Origin of the sequence: uncultured Olsenella sp. (genome assembly GCF_959602185.1) — a bacterium.
In the GTDB taxonomy this organism is placed as follows: Bacteria; Actinomycetota; Coriobacteriia; order Coriobacteriales; family Atopobiaceae; genus Olsenella_I; species Olsenella_I phocaeensis.
Genome location: NZ_CAUGRZ010000006.1, coordinates 74,601 through 88,385, shown reverse-complemented (window position 1 = coordinate 88,385; position 13,785 = coordinate 74,601). Strand labels below are relative to the sequence as shown.

Sequence of the window (13,785 nt, the reverse complement as noted above, 5' to 3'; positions counted from 1 at the left end):
CCACGCCCCTCGGCCGGGAAGGCTCCCTGCCTCCCACAGCCTACTAGGCGCGGCCCCTCGCGTCGAGCGTCACGCCCGCCGTCGCGGGCGTGCTTCCTACATGAAGCCGCAGACGCGGCCGACGATGCCGAAGGCGAACAGCGCGAGGATGATCGCGATGGGCGAGACGTTCTTCTTCAGCAGCTTGCAGCAGAGCAGGGTCAGCAGCACGGCGGCGAGGCCGGGGATGAGCTGGTCGAGGTTCTGCTGGAGGGTGGTCACCTTGGTCGCGTCAAGGCCGTTGACGCCCAGGGCGCTGTACTGCAGGAGGGCGGTCTTGACGCCCTCGGCGCCGGCGGGCAGGTTGGCCCAGTCGATGTAGGCGCCGGCCTGCTGCGGGATCTTCGAGACGATCGGGGTGAACGAGATGGACACCCAGCGCTCGACCAGCGAGCCGATGATGAACATGCCGAGGATGGAAGCGCCCTCGGTAATCCTGCCCAGCATGCCGCCCGAGAGGTCCTGCGCGATGGAGGCGCCGGCCTTGTAGCCGAACTCCTGCGTGTAGTACTCGAACGCAAGGCGGATGACGTTCCAGAGGACGAAGAACAGGATGGGTCCCAGGATGTTGCCCGAGAGCGCCAGGGAGGCACCGAGGGCACCCAGGATGGGGCGCACGGTGAACCAGAACACGGGGTCGCCGACGCCGGCCAGCGGTCCCATCATGCCGACCTTGACGCCCTGGACGGTGGCGTCGTCGATGGGCTCGCCGTTGGCGCGGCCCTCCTCGAGCGCCAGGGTGACGCCCATGACCGGGGAGGAGACGTACGGGTGGGTGTTATAGAACTCCAGGTGGCGCTTGAGGGCTGCGACCTGGTCATCCTTGTTGGGATACAGGGCCTTGATGGCCGGGATGATGGAGTAGCACCATCCGCCGTTCTGCATGCGCTCGTAGTTCCAGGAGCCCTGGAGGAACTGGTGGCGCCACGCGACCGCCTTGCGGTCTTTGGCGCTGAGCGTGATCTTCTCTTCTGCCATTTGTCTTCACACTCCCTTGGGGCCTAGTAGTTGTTCAGGATGTCGCCGAGAGGGTCGCCCGAGCCGCCGGCGCCGCCACCCTGGGTGGCAAGCTCCTTGAGGCCGAGGTAGATCAGGGCGAGGGAGACGCCGATGGCGCCGAGGGCGATGAGCGTGAGCTGGCTTATGGCGGCGAGGACGAAGCCCAGGGCGAAGAAGGGCCAGACCTCCTTGGTGGCCATCATGTTGATGACCATAGCGTAGCCCACGGCAGCGACCATACCGCCGCCGACGGCCATGCCGCCGGACAGCCATGCGGGCATGGCGTTGAGGGCGTTGGTCACGGCCTCGGCGGGGATGACGCAGAGCGCGGCGGCCGGGATGGCGATGCGCAGGCCCTGCATGACGATGCCGGCGAACTGCCAGCGCTCGATGGCGCCGAAGTCGGCGCGCTCGGCGGCCTGGTCCATGGCGTGGACCATGCCGGTGGCCAGCGTACGGGCGATCATCGTGAGGAAGAGGCCGGCGACCGACAGGGGGATGGCCAGCGCGATGGAGGCGTTGACGGCCGTGGTGGAGTCGGCGCTGCCGCCCGAGAGGGCGAGCACCATGATGATGGCGGAGGCGACGGAGGCCAGGGCCGCGTCAGGCGCGACGGCGGCGCCGATGTTGGCCCAGCCAAGGGCGATCATCTGGAGCGAGCCGCCCAGGAGGATGCCCTCGGTGGGATAGCCCGTGACGATTCCGATAAGGGTGCAGGCGACGAGCGGCTGGTGGAACTGCCACTGGTCGAGGATGCCTTCCATGCCCGCGAAGAACGCGACGATGACGACGAGCAGGATCGTGATTGGCGACATATTCCCTCCTTCTTACTTGGTCTGGGCGGCAAGCTCGGACTTTGCCTTCTTCATGATGGCGTCAAAGGGCTCGGCGGAGTCGGCGGGCACCTTGCGCACGTCGAACTCGATGCCGTGGCCAGCGAGCTTCTCGAGCGTCTCGACGTCGTCCTCGCCCATGGCGATGGCGTTGGTCACGACGACCTTGCCCACCGAGTGGGCCATGGAGCCGAGGTTGACCTTCTTGATGTCGACGCCGCCCTCGACCGCGCGGAGCAGGTCCTGCGGGGTCTCGAAGAGGAGCATCGCCTTGGTGGCACCGAAGCGCGGGTCCTTAGCGACGTCAATGATCTTCTGGACGGGAACGACGTGCACCTTGACTCCCGGAGGCGCCGCCTGGACGATCATCGTCTTGCGGAGCTGGTCCTTCGAGACGTCGTCGGATACCACGATGATGCGGTCGGGACCGGTCATCTTGGTCCAGGTCGTGGCGACCTGGCCGTGGAGCAGGCGGGTGTCGACGCGCACGAGCACGAACTTGATGTGGCCGTCGCCCAGGACCGTCCCCTCGGGAATGGCGCCCATGGGGGCGGCTGCGGGAGCCGGCGCGGCCGCGACGGCCTCCGCGGGCTGCAGGGACTCGGGCTTGACCTTGACGCCGCCCTTGGCCTCGGGATAGATCTCCTTGGCCACGTCGGCTGCGGTCTCGGCCGCCATGCGGGAGCCATACGCCGAGACGAGCATGGGCAGGCTGAGGCCGGTCACCGCGACCCAATCCTCCTTGCCCTCCTCCTCAAGCAGACGCGAGGTCTGGTTGAAGGGAGTGCCTCCCCAGAGGTCGACCAGGAACAGGACGTGGTCCTGGTCTTCGAGCTTAGCGACCGCTTCGAGCAGCTTGGCGTGATAGTCGTCCGGCCCCATGTCGGGGGTCAGGGCGACCGCCTCGACGCTCTCCTGGGGACCAAAGATCATCTGTCCCGACTCCTTGATGCCCGTGCAGAGCCCGCCGTGGCTTGCCAAAATGATGCCTACCATCGCTTACCTCCTTCGCCTTTCTTGTACTTCCTTGCCTACAGGTCCCGTGCGACGCGACTCGTCTCAGGTCAACTTGCCGAAGCCACCCGCACGTACATCGCACAAAACAAAATTATATTGTTTTGTGGTTTTCCTTTGACGAGCTACCGTTCGTCGAACGCTAACTTGTTTGAACAACAATGCATATACAGACGTAGACAGTGCAAACGAATCAGATTTAATTTTTGGGTCAAGATGCCGTCCGCCTATATCTTCTTGACTTTGCGGAACATTGCCAGTTTTTTCTCGCCCAAAATGCCCACCTTTGGGCCCTGGCCTGTCCCTTTGGCGCCCACGCGGTCCGCCTGGCACCTACAATCGGCTGGTACGCAAACACGAGGCCCAAGGCGAAGGGAGCCCGTACCATGCAGAAGGGAGCCCCACCCATGCCCCAGCAAAGCGAGAGCGGCGTCGCGCCCGAGGTCGAGACCGCAAGCGACCGCCTGAGGCTGGTCATGGGCGACGAGGCCCTGGCGCGCGTGCAGGCGAGCCGCGTCATGGTGCTGGGGCTGGGTGGCGTGGGCTCCAACTGCGCGGAGGCGCTCGCCCGCGGCGGCGTGGGCTCCCTCGTGCTGGTGGACCGCGACGTGGTGGCCCTCAGCAACCTCAACCGGCAGGCCGTGGCATGGCGGCACACGCTGGGCCAGCCCAAGAGCGAGGTCATGGAGCGCCTCGTGCGTGACATCAACCCCGACTGCCAGGTCACGGCCCTCCACGCCTTCCTGGGCAAGGACGGCCTGACCGACGCGCTCGCCGCCCTCCCCCGTCCCGACTACGTAGTCGACGCCATCGACACCGTGTCGCAGAAGCTGGCCATCGCCCGCTGGTGCCAGGACGAGGGCATCCCCCTCCTCTCCAGCATGGGAGGGGCAAACAAGCTCAACCCCTGCCGCCTGCGCTTCTCGACCATAGAGAGGACGGACGTGGACCCCATAGCGCGCGTGATGCGCAAGGAGTGTCGCAAGCGCGGCATACGCGGCCTCAGGGTCCTCTATTCCGACGAGCCGCCCATCCCCGTCGAGGGTGGCACCGGCCCCGACGGCAGGCGAGACCGCAGCCACTCCATACTGGGGACCATGAGCTACCTGCCCCCCATCATGGGCCAGATGATCGCCGGACGGGTGATCTGCGACCTCGCGGGGCTCTCCAACGAGCTCGACCACCAGGGCTGGCGCTAGCGTGGGCTGGCGGCTGGCGGACATGCATTGCCACCTCGACCTCATGTCCAACTCGCGCGAGGTGGCCGTGGAGGCCGAGGGGCTCGGCCTGGCCATGCTCGCCTGCAGCGTGACGCCGGAGGGCTACCTGCGGGCGCGCGAGGAGCTCAAAGACTCCCCCAACGTCCGTCTCGCCGTGGGGGCGCATCCCTGGTGGGTGGCGGACGGCCGCATGACGGACGTCGACGTCGCACTGGCGGCACGGCTCGCCAGCCAGGAGGGCTTCGTGGGCGAGATAGGCATGGACCTCTCGCCTGCCCACGTCGACCTGGAAAGCGAGGCACGCCAGCTCGCGTCCCTCGAGCGCGTCTGCGCCGCAGCCGCATCGGGGCCCGGTCCGGACGGCAGGCCGCGCGTACTCTCGATCCACTCCGTGAGGTGCGCCGGCACGGTGCTCGACGTCCTGGAGCGCACGCGCGCCCTCAAGCGCTGCGCCTGCGTCTTCCACTGGTTCAGCGGCACCAGCGACGAGCTGCACCGCGCCGTGAAGGCGGGCTGCTGGTTCTCGGTCAACGAGATGATGCTCGCCACCAGGCGCGGCCGCGAGTACGCCCGGCAGCTGCCCGAGGGCAGGCTCCTCACCGAGACGGACCTCCCACCCACGGAGGGCGAGCCCTTCTCGGCCGCCAAGATAGCCGCCTCGCTCGAACGGACGCTGTACCAACTCGAGGGAATACGCGGGCGAGACGTGCGCGAGGCCTGCGCCGCCAACGCGACGGAGCTGCTGGGGTTGAGCTAGACGCGCGGCGGCGCGAACGCACGGCAGCCGAGCCCGTGCTAGGCGCGCGGCGGCGCAAAAAGGGAGAGAGGCGCACAGACCACAGCCGATTTGCGCGCCTCTCAAGAAATACCTGCTAAAACGCAAGCTCGCGCGCAGACCACGGCTGGTTTGCGCGCGAGCGGACCACGTGTCCTACACCGCGCGGTGCTTGCCGACGTCCTCGCGCACCACGCGCGGAAGCTCATCCCCGCCCACCGACTCGGGCGTCACGACGACCTTGGTGATGTCCAGGTCGCTCGGCAGGTCGAACATCGTCTGCTGCAGCGTGGACTCGCAGATCGCGCGCAGGCCGCGCGCACCGGTACCGCGCTCTATGGCCTGCCGCGCCATCTCGCGCAGGGCCGCGTCCTCGAACTCGAGCTCGACGCCCTCGATCTGGAACATGCGACGGTACTGCTTCACGATGGCGTTGCGCGGCTCGGTGAGGATGCGCACCAGGTCGTCCTCGGTGAGCTCGTGGGTCGAGGTGATCACGGGGATACGGCCGACGAACTCCGGGATCATGCCAAACTTGTGCAGGTCCTGGGGCATGACCGCGGCCATGAGCTCGTCCTGGTTCTCCTCCGTCTTCCGGGAGAGCTCGGCGTTGAACCCGATGCCCTTCTTGCCTATGCGGTCGGCCACGATCTTGTCCAGGCCCACGAAGGCGCCGCCGCAGATGAAGAGGATGTTCCTGGTGTCGATGTGGATGAGCTCTTGCTGGGGGTGCTTGCGCCCTCCCTGCGGGGGCACGCTGGCGATGGTGCCCTCCAGGATCTTGAGCAGCGCCTGCTGCACGCCCTCGCCGGAGACGTCTCGGGTGATGGAGAGGTTCTCGGCCTTGCGGGCGATCTTGTCGATCTCGTCGATGTAGACGATGCCCAGCTGGGCCCTCTCCACGTCGCCGTCGGCGGCGGCGATGAGCTTGAGCAGGATGTTCTCCACGTCCTCGCCCACGTAGCCGGCCTCAGTGAGGGTCGTGGCGTCGGCGATGGCGAAGGGCACCTCGAGGAAGCGCGCCAGGGTCTGCGCCAGCAGGGTCTTGCCCGTGCCGGTGGGGCCCAACAGCAGGATGTTGCTCTTGGCGAGCTCCACCCGCTCCTCGTCCTCGCTCGTCACGTCGTCGCCGGACACGATGCGGCGGTAGTGGTTGTAGACGGCCACGCTCATCGCGCGCTTGGCCTCCTCCTGGCCCATCACGTACTGCGACAGCTCGTCGTAGATGTCGTGCGGGGTCGGGAGGTTCTGTATGGGGCCCTGGGCGAGGTCGAACTGGTCGAAGTCGCCCTCGGGCACGAAGTCCTCGTCGTTCTCTGCCATGATGTCGGCGCACTCGCTGACGCACTCGTCGCAGATGAAGACCCCGTTGGGCCCCTGGACGAGCTTGCGCACCTGGCTGCGGGTCTTGCCGCAGAACGAGCAGCGCATCTCGGGTGGGTTGTTGTCTATCGCCATCTGGCCTCTCCTCGAAGGGCGCGTCACGCCCGCTCGCTACTCCGCCTGCTCCGTGCGCGAGGCGATGACCTTGTCCACCAGGCCGTACTCGCGTGCCTCCTCGGCGCGCATGTAGTTGTCGCGCTCGGTGTCGGCGTTGATCTTCTCGATGGGCTGGCCCGTGTTCTGGGACAGGATCTCGTTCAGGCGGTTGCGGATCCAGCGGGTCTCGTCCGCCGCGATCTGGATGTCCGTCTGCTGACCCTGGGCGCCCGAGCTGGGCTGGTGGATGAGCACCATGGAGTTGGGCAGCGCCATGCGCTTGCCCTTGGCGCCAGCCGAGAGGAGCACGGCGCCCATGGAGGCGGCCATGCCCACGCAGATGGTGGCCACGTCGGGCTTGATGAAGTTCATGGTGTCGAGGATGCCCAGGCCCGCGTACACGTCGCCGCCGGGCGAGTCGATGTAGAGCGAGATGTCCTTGTCGGGGTCCTGGCTCTCGAGGTGGAGGAGCTGGGCGATCACGAGGTTGGCGCTGTCGCGCGTGACCTCCTCGCCCAGGAAGACGATGCGGTCGTTGAGCAGGCGCGAGTAGATATCGTAGCTGCGCTCGCCGCGCGGGGTCTGCTCGACCACGTACGGGATGAGGGGGATGTTGGTAGGGTTGATCATGTCTCTCCTAACCTAGAGGAATGCGCTCCGAGAGTTGGTACCCCCGGAGCGCATCTACTAGTCGTGGGTCGCGCGAATGCGGAGGGGGCGTGGGGCAACTCCGAGCCTGCCCTCCCCCGCCGCGGCGGCTGCTACTCGCCGGACTCCTCGTCCTTCTTGGCGCGGGCCTCGGCGATCTCGTCGACCTCGGTGACGGTGGCGTTCTCGCTCAGCCACTTCACGGCCTTGGTGCGGCGGATGGACTCGCGGATGGCGGGCATCTGGCCGCTCTTGGTGAACTCGTCGATGGAGGCGTCGACGTCGTCCACGCCGGCACGCTCGAACTCGGCGCGCACGTCCTCCTCGGTGGCCTTGAGCTCGAGCTTGGCGGCCAGGGCGTCGAGGGCCAGCGACTGGCGGGCGCGCTCGGCGGCCTGCTCGTGCAGGTCGGCGAGGAAGTCCTCGCTCTTGATCTGGCGCGCGGCGAGGTACATGTCAAGCGACATGCCCTGGCGCTGCAGCTGGCCCAGGACCTCGTTGGCCAGCTCGGAGAAGACCTGGTTCTGGTAGGCCTCGGGGACCTCCTCCAGGGTGAGGTGCTTGCCGATCTCCTCGACGACGCGGTCCTCCTTGAGGCCGGGGAGGCTGTTCTTCTTGTCGCCCTCGATCTCTTCCTTCACGGCGTCGCGCAGCTCGGCCACGGTGTCGAAGCCGAAGCTCTTCTTGGCGAACTCGTCGTCGAGCTCGGGGGTGACGGACTTCTTGATGCCCTTGAGGGTCACGGTCACGGCGACGTGGTGCTCGTGGTCGTCGTGGGCGCGGCTCCACTCGATGTCCTTGGTCTGGCCCTTGGTCATGCCAACGATGCCGTCGACGAACTCGGTGGGCAGGTAGGCGTTGGAGAGGCCCAGCTGGCGGTCGGTGCCGGCGAGCTCGGGCGCGCCCTCCTTGTTCTGGACGTCGGCCACGATCACGTCGCCGGCGACGACGGCGCGGTCCTCGGTCTCGTCCTCGTAGCTCACGTGGTAGCTAAGGAGCTGCTCGACCTGCATGTCGATCTCGGCCTCCGTGGCCTCCTGGGGAGGCATGTTGATGGCGGGGGCATCGTAGGAGTCAAGCTCGCAGGTGGGGGGAACGCTGACGGTGCAGGTCACGGTGAGGTCCTCGTGCTCGACCACGGTGACGGGGTCGTCGCCGTAGTTGGGACGGTCAACGGGGACGATGTCGAGCTCCTCGAACATCAGGGGCTGCGCCTCGTTCATGACGTCCTCGGTGGCCTGGGCCAGGACGGAGCTGCGGCCCACCATGCTGTCGATGACGGGACGGGGCGCGCGACCGCGACGGAAGCCCTGGAAGGCGTACTTCTGGGCGATGTCCCTGTAGGTCTGGGCGATTGCCTTGTCGACGTCGGCGGCGGGCACGGTGAGCGTGGCGACTACCTGGTCGTTCTGGGGCCTCTCGGCGGTGACGGTGATGTTCAACGTTCCTCCAGTGTTGTTTCTCCTGCTTGGCGGGAGGACCCGCCGCGCATGGTTCCTCTGCGTCTGCGACGTGGTGCGGGCGAAAGGACTCGAACCTTCACGAGATTTCTCCCACTGGAACCTAAATCCAGCGCGTCTACCAGTTCCGCCACGCCCGCATTAGTCACATGCAATTTATGGATTCTAGCAAAGGCTGCTGGGCGTGTGAGCTGACGTTGCCCGTCTTCACGCAAACGGGGAGAGAGGCGGAGCTGCGAGGGCTGCGTGGCACGCGCGCTGGGCTTCATCTCTCTGTTGTAGAAAAGAGAAACGTGATTATCATAATCGTGTTTCTCTTATCTGAAGGAGGACCGACCATGCCCCGTAGCATCCCGTTCTTCGGCCGCAAGAAGGAGCTCACCGCACTCGATGTCGAATACCAGAGCGGCAGCTCGTTCGTGGTCATCTACGGACACAGGCGCGTGGGAAAGACGGCGCTGATCAAGCAGTTCATCCAGGACAAGCCCTCCCTCTACTTTCTGGCATCCAAGGAAGACGAGGTACTCAACCGCAGGCATTTCGCGCAAACGGCAGCCAGGTTCACGGAAAACCGCCTGCTGGCAGACGCGAGCTTCGACGATTGGCGCCCCCTGTTTGGCGCGATCGCCGAAGCCATGTCCGGAAGGCCGTACGTGTTGGCCATCGACGAGTTCCCCTACCTCATCGGGGCGAACAGGGCCATGCCCTCCATCATGCAGTACGTATGGGACGAGCTGCTCTCGAACACGGGATGCACCCTCATACTCTGCGGTTCGTCCGTAAGCATGATGAGGGGCCAGGTCCTCTCGCGGACGAGCCCCCTCTATGGCAGACGCACGTCGCAGATGAGGCTAAGGCCGCTTGCGTTTCAGGAGCTGCGAGGGGCCTTCCCAAGGGCAAGCTACGAATCGGTGGTGCGGTCATATGCCATCACGAATGGGGTGCCCAAGTACCTCGAGCTCTTTAGTCCCGACCAGGACTTCGAGGAGTCCATACGTCGCAACGTCCTCTCCACCTATGGCTTTCTTTACGAGGAGCCCGAGTTCCTCCTGGGAGAGGAGACGAGAGGCACTGCCAGCTACCTCTCCATCCTTTCCGGGGTGGCGGCAGGCAGCAGGAAGACGTCCGAGTTGGGCAGGCTTCTGGGGAGAAAGACACAAGAGATCACCCCCTACCTGAAGCCCCTCATGTCGCTCGGCTTCCTCGAGCGAAGGGTCCCCTTCAACGAGCGCTACCCCGAGCGCAGCAAGAACGGGCTCTATGAGGTGTCGGACAGCTTCCTGCGCTTCTGGCTCACTTACGTGCAGCCCTTCCGGGGAGCGCTCGAGATGGGCAACATGCGGCCCAGCCTCAAGGCGATGGGTCGGAGCTTCCAGAACAAGTTCGTCCCCTTCGAGTTCGAGAGAATCTGCGCGGAGGACCTCGCGCGCCTGTGTCTCGAGGGGAAGGTGGGCATCACGCCGAGCAGGATAGGCGGCTACTGGAACCGCACGGGCTCGCTGGAGCTCGACGTCTGCGCACAGGACGGCACGGGCACCAAGGCGTTCCTGGGAGAGTGCAAGTACTACGCAAGCAAGCCCGTCGGGATGGACGAGTATCGCCGTCTTGCCGCGAAGGCAGAAACGTTCGCGGCAAGCTACGACGATGGCGTCCTGCTGGGCCTCTTCTCGCACACAGGCTTCTCCGACGAGCTCAAGGATCTTGCAGGCGAGAGGGACGACCTCATCCTCGTCGACAAGGGCGAGGTGGTGTGAGGGGGGGCGGGACAGCAGCGCGACCGGTCGCACGGACGATTCCGCAGCAGAAGTGTCCGTTTTGCTGGACAAGCCTCCCCTACAGCCCCAGCGCTCTCCTGGCAGCGTCGCCCCCTAACCATTTGAAATATGAATGCCCCGCCGACATGGCTGTCGACAGGACAAGGTAATCAAATGCGATGGCAGCTAGTCGAGCTTGGTAAGCCCGTCGATCACCGCAGCCTCAAGCGCTTGCTGATTCGAAGCGGTAAGAAGGTTGGAAGTCCTGACGACGCACGTCCCGACCACCTTGTGCGAGCCAGACGCCAGGATGCTTCCGTCGAAGGCAGCGAGGTAGTCATTGCGCTTTTGGGCGTCCTCCGCCGTCGCGTACACCTCCACCGCGCCGCCACCATCGGTGCCAGCGGCGACAATGGGCGTATATCCTGTGCTTGGATAGACCTTGGACTGGTCGACCAAGTCAGAGCTGAAGTAGACGGTTGCCGTGTACGACCCAGCCTTGCCAAGCATCCCGTTCGGATCGTTGTCCTCAGAAACAGCCTCAGCTCCAGTTACATTGGCCAGGCCCGTCAAACGCTGCACCACAGAATCGCCCGACGGATTGGTGACGAGCTTCATCTGGGCGATGCTGTTCTCGAGGCTCTTCTGGGCAGTCCGCAAGGACTCCAGCGTCGACGCGTAATCCCCAAGAGAGGAGACCTCTTCCGCGACGGCCTTTATCTGCTCGGTATCCGATGGCATCTGCGGCGCTTCGACCTTTGCAGCAGAAGCAGATTGAATTGCCGACCTTGCCGCATCCTGCGTCGACTCGTCGAGCGGCTGATCGCCGGAGTCGACCACTCCCTGCAAGCTCGCAACCGCATTGTCAAGCTCCTGGTTGCGCAGCGAGAGTCCGGCAGCCGCCTCGTCAAAAGCCTTTACTGCCGCATCATGCGGCACTTTGAAGTTCACGTACCAAAATGCCACGGCAGCAACGGCAAGCAGCGCAATTGCCGCAATCACAAGGATGCGCTTCTTGCCTTGCGCAGCTTTCCGATCCTTGCCATCCGCTTGCTCTTCGGGCCCTTGCGCCTGCCCTTCCTCGCTCATTGGTACCTCCATCGTCCACTGGATTCCCATTTGAGAACCGCTGTCAAAGCAGGTTGCTGGCTGGCTCCGCTGGTACTTTGAAGCCGTCTCACAAACTTGCCTAGTATTACTTGCGACGGGGTCTGTCTGCGGGCGCCACAGCGCCCGCAGACAAATAAATTCGAGAACTCGCTGGTGCGTTGACGCTTCAGCTCGTAATGACTTACAGGTTTTTTCTCTCCTTTGCGGACGAGCTACGAGCGCACCATTCTTCTCTCCAAGCAAAGTATTTTCATCATCATATATGCCAGGTTGTTCGAACAGCTCACTAAGCTCTTTCCCACTCGTCAAACCATTTGGCATTGATAGTAGTCAGCAAGGACAGACTGGGATAGTATCGCGTTGTTTCGTGCTAAATTTGCCTATTTCGTGTTGAATGGTGGGAGCGATTCATGCAAGAACCATGGGTCTGTATGGAGGATATCGCTACTCACTTAAATGTGACTCCTGAGACCATAAGAAACTGGATAAAGAATGCGCGGGCCGCCGGCGTGGCGGAACGGAGCGTCGTCGTGACCCCTGTATAGCAGATCTAGCTGACGGGACTGCCGTGGAACGCGCTCGGCACCTGCGCCCTAAAACTCGATGGGGTCCAGGTGCACGTCTCCCATTTGCCCAACCCCAACCAGCCGGTCTAGGAAGAGCAGCATGTAGAGGGGCAGGTAGCGGATGGGCTTGCCAAACCTCTGCTCGACGGACACGTTGCGCTCCGAGAGCACCAGGGCCTCGTCGATCCCCCAGTCGCCCGTCCTCAGCAGGTTGTTGAGGGCAAGGTGCAGCTTGTAGTCCTTCCCCGACTTGACCTCGAGCGGAATGACCCTGGCATCCTCGGTCTGGAGCAGGAAGTCCACCTCGCCCTTCCTGCTGTTGTGGAAGTACCAGAGCTCCCTGCCCGACGAGGTGAGCTCCTGGGCGACGACATTTTCGTACACCGCCCCGAAGTTGGCATCCCCCTCGCCCGACACGACCCTCATGGCAGCGCCCCGAGGATACCGCGCCAGCAGGAGCCCGCAGTCAGACGAATAGAGCTTGAACTTCTCCACTACCTTGGTCCGCTGCAGGGGATACTTGGGCTCCGTGACCGCATGGGCGGGAAGCACCACGCCAGCGTCCTCAAGCCAGGTGAAGTCGTCCCTCATCCGCTCGTGCTTGGCGCCTGCCCTCACGGACGCCATCTGGAAGCGCTTGTTTTCCTTCGCGAGCTGCGAGGGCACGTTGGAGTAGATGGAACGGACGTAGAGTCTCCTCTCGCCTGCGTACTTGGAGATGTCGAAACCATACTGTTCGACGATATCAAGGCAGACCTGTCGGGCGCCGCCGAGGTCCAGCCCACCCTCGAGGAACGTCGAGACTGCCTCGGGCATGCCGCCCACTGCGATGTACTGCCTGAAGAGCCTCACCATGCGGTCGTGCAGCGAGTCCTCGACAGGAACCCTTGCGTCAAATGCCGTGCGAAGTTCGTCGATGATGGAGGATGGCACCCCGCTGGCCCAGCAGAACTCCTCGAAGTCCAAGGGGAACATCCGACGGACCTGCGCGTATCCGACGGGAAACGACGTCACGCCGCCGAGCGTCGTGCCAAGAAGCGATCCGGAGAGGATGAGGTCGAAGCGGCCGTCCTCCACGATGAACTTGGATAGCGTGACGACGTCGTGCCCCAGCTGCCGCACCTCGTCAAAGAAGATCAACGAGCCTTCGGGAATGGAGCGGCCCGCCACGAGCGAGAGGCGCGAGAGTAGCTCGGCCGAGCTCGATGCCGTAGCAAGGAGTTTGCCGCTCTCCTCGTCATCAATGAAGTTGACCTCGATATAGGAGTCGTAGCTCTGCCGCGCGAACTCCCGCACGATGTAGGTCTTACCGACTTGACGCGCCCCGAGCAGCACGAGCGCCTTGCGAGCACCAGCGGCCTTCCAGCCTTCAAGCTCATGGAGCATCTTCCTCTTGAGCACTGCCACCTCATCTCTAGCGCAGAAGGTATTTGCTCAATTATGTCTCTAACACAGAACGATTTCGAGGGTTTGTGTGTCTAAAACAGAAGGAATCTTGGCGATTTTGTTACTGACGCACGTTTGCTTCGAAGTTTAATGTTTGTCGCGAGAAGACGGCCTCGACCCGAGCGCGTCATGCGGGCCGGGGCTGGATGCCGGAGCCGCCCGTCGCCGCAGGCACGCGGGAACGCACTCCGACAACATCGTCCACGCCATCCCGCACGCGACCAGACAATGCGCACGCGCAGCCGCATCGCGCACGCCGTTGCGCACGCCATTTTGAACGCGCACGCGGTCGCGCACACGGACTCCTCCCGCCAAATGCGGAAACGCCAAGGCCAATGTGCGCTTTCGCGTGCTGGGCGAAAGCGACGTGCGTAAGCGCGTGCGGGATAGCGGCTCGCGCGCGCAAGCGCGTGCGGGATAGCGGCTCGTATGCGTAAGCGCG

General features: G+C 64.4%; 11 protein-coding genes and 1 tRNA gene. 3 read left to right on the top strand and 9 right to left on the bottom strand.

Features of this window, described 5'->3' with window-relative positions:
• Positions 1-96: 96 nt before the first annotated feature.
• From Q5923_RS05715 to Q5923_RS05705, 3 genes are read right to left on the bottom strand one after another with little or no spacing between them, the layout of a single operon-like run.
• Positions 97-1,017 (bottom strand): PTS system mannose/fructose/sorbose family transporter subunit IID, encoded by a 921-nt coding sequence (locus tag Q5923_RS05715; RefSeq protein ID WP_009279446.1) that lies wholly within the window; start codon positions 1,015-1,017, stop codon positions 97-99.
• 23 nt (positions 1,018-1,040) lie between these two features.
• Positions 1,041-1,853 carry a PTS mannose/fructose/sorbose transporter subunit IIC gene (locus Q5923_RS05710; protein ID WP_303132720.1) on the bottom strand — a complete coding sequence of 271 codons (813 nt, stop codon included), beginning with the start codon at positions 1,851-1,853 and terminating at the stop codon, positions 1,041-1,043.
• Positions 1,854-1,865: 12 nt separating this feature from the next.
• Positions 1,866-2,867: a PTS sugar transporter subunit IIB gene (locus Q5923_RS05705; protein WP_303132719.1), complete on the bottom strand. Its 1,002-nt coding sequence runs from the start codon at positions 2,865-2,867 to the stop codon at positions 1,866-1,868.
• Positions 2,868-3,292: 425 nt separating this feature from the next.
• On the opposite strand from Q5923_RS05705, the gene Q5923_RS05700 reads away from it, so the two are divergent.
• Positions 3,293-4,084, top strand: a complete 792-nt coding sequence (locus Q5923_RS05700) for a tRNA threonylcarbamoyladenosine dehydratase (RefSeq protein ID WP_303132717.1) — start codon at positions 3,293-3,295, stop codon at positions 4,082-4,084.
• Positions 4,085-4,106: 22 nt separating this feature from the next.
• Entirely contained in the window at positions 4,107-4,862 is a 756-nt protein-coding gene (locus Q5923_RS05695; protein WP_303132715.1) for a TatD family hydrolase, read from the top strand.
• 174 nt (positions 4,863-5,036) lie between these two features.
• On the opposite strand, the gene clpX is transcribed toward Q5923_RS05695, so the two are convergent.
• From clpX to Q5923_RS05675, 4 genes are all read right to left on the bottom strand, one after another.
• Entirely contained in the window at positions 5,037-6,338 is a 1,302-nt protein-coding gene (clpX, locus tag Q5923_RS05690; protein ID WP_303132713.1) for an ATP-dependent Clp protease ATP-binding subunit ClpX, read from the bottom strand.
• A gap of 36 nt (positions 6,339-6,374) precedes the next feature.
• Positions 6,375-6,989, bottom strand: coding sequence for an ATP-dependent Clp protease proteolytic subunit (locus Q5923_RS05685; protein ID WP_303132711.1), 615 nt, complete (start codon positions 6,987-6,989; stop codon positions 6,375-6,377).
• A gap of 131 nt (positions 6,990-7,120) precedes the next feature.
• The gene (tig, locus tag Q5923_RS05680) at positions 7,121-8,449 is read right to left on the bottom strand and encodes a trigger factor (RefSeq protein ID WP_303132709.1); all 1,329 of its coding nucleotides are present in this window, start codon (positions 8,447-8,449) and stop codon (positions 7,121-7,123) included.
• A 71-nt stretch (positions 8,450-8,520) separates the two neighbouring features.
• A tRNA-Leu gene (locus Q5923_RS05675) sits at positions 8,521-8,607 on the bottom strand.
• Between the two features lie 198 nt (positions 8,608-8,805).
• Between Q5923_RS05675 and Q5923_RS05670 the strand changes: the two genes are divergently transcribed.
• Entirely contained in the window at positions 8,806-10,221 is a 1,416-nt protein-coding gene (locus Q5923_RS05670; protein WP_303132707.1) for an ATP-binding protein, read from the top strand.
• A 186-nt stretch (positions 10,222-10,407) separates the two neighbouring features.
• Here Q5923_RS05670 and Q5923_RS05665 read toward each other — a convergent pair whose 3' ends face one another.
• Both Q5923_RS05665 and Q5923_RS05660 read right to left on the bottom strand, forming a co-directional pair.
• Entirely contained in the window at positions 10,408-11,310 is a 903-nt protein-coding gene (locus Q5923_RS05665; protein ID WP_303132705.1) for a hypothetical protein, read from the bottom strand.
• Between the two features lie 614 nt (positions 11,311-11,924).
• Positions 11,925-13,304 (bottom strand): ATP-binding protein, encoded by a 1,380-nt coding sequence (locus Q5923_RS05660; protein WP_303132703.1) that lies wholly within the window; start codon positions 13,302-13,304, stop codon positions 11,925-11,927.
• Between the last annotated feature and the right edge of the window lie 481 nt (positions 13,305-13,785).

What these genes read in the sequence shown, in the direction of transcription:
- Q5923_RS05715 (WP_009279446.1), bottom strand. Translation starts at nt 1,017, where the DNA reads ATGGCAGAAGAGAAGATCACGCTCAGCGCCAAAGACCGCAAGGCGGTC.
- Q5923_RS05710 (WP_303132720.1), bottom strand. Translation starts at nt 1,853, where the DNA reads ATGTCGCCAATCACGATCCTGCTCGTCGTCATCGTCGCGTTCTTCGCG.
- Q5923_RS05705 (WP_303132719.1), bottom strand. Translation starts at nt 2,867, where the DNA reads ATGGTAGGCATCATTTTGGCAAGCCACGGCGGGCTCTGCACGGGCATC.
- Q5923_RS05700 (WP_303132717.1), top strand. Translation starts at nt 3,293, where the DNA reads ATGCCCCAGCAAAGCGAGAGCGGCGTCGCGCCCGAGGTCGAGACCGCA.
- Q5923_RS05695 (WP_303132715.1), top strand. Translation starts at nt 4,107, where the DNA reads ATGCATTGCCACCTCGACCTCATGTCCAACTCGCGCGAGGTGGCCGTG.
- clpX (WP_303132713.1), bottom strand. Translation starts at nt 6,338, where the DNA reads ATGGCGATAGACAACAACCCACCCGAGATGCGCTGCTCGTTCTGCGGC.
- Q5923_RS05685 (WP_303132711.1), bottom strand. Translation starts at nt 6,989, where the DNA reads ATGATCAACCCTACCAACATCCCCCTCATCCCGTACGTGGTCGAGCAG.
- Q5923_RS05670 (WP_303132707.1), top strand. Translation starts at nt 8,806, where the DNA reads ATGCCCCGTAGCATCCCGTTCTTCGGCCGCAAGAAGGAGCTCACCGCA.
- Q5923_RS05665 (WP_303132705.1), bottom strand. Translation starts at nt 11,310, where the DNA reads ATGAGCGAGGAAGGGCAGGCGCAAGGGCCCGAAGAGCAAGCGGATGGC.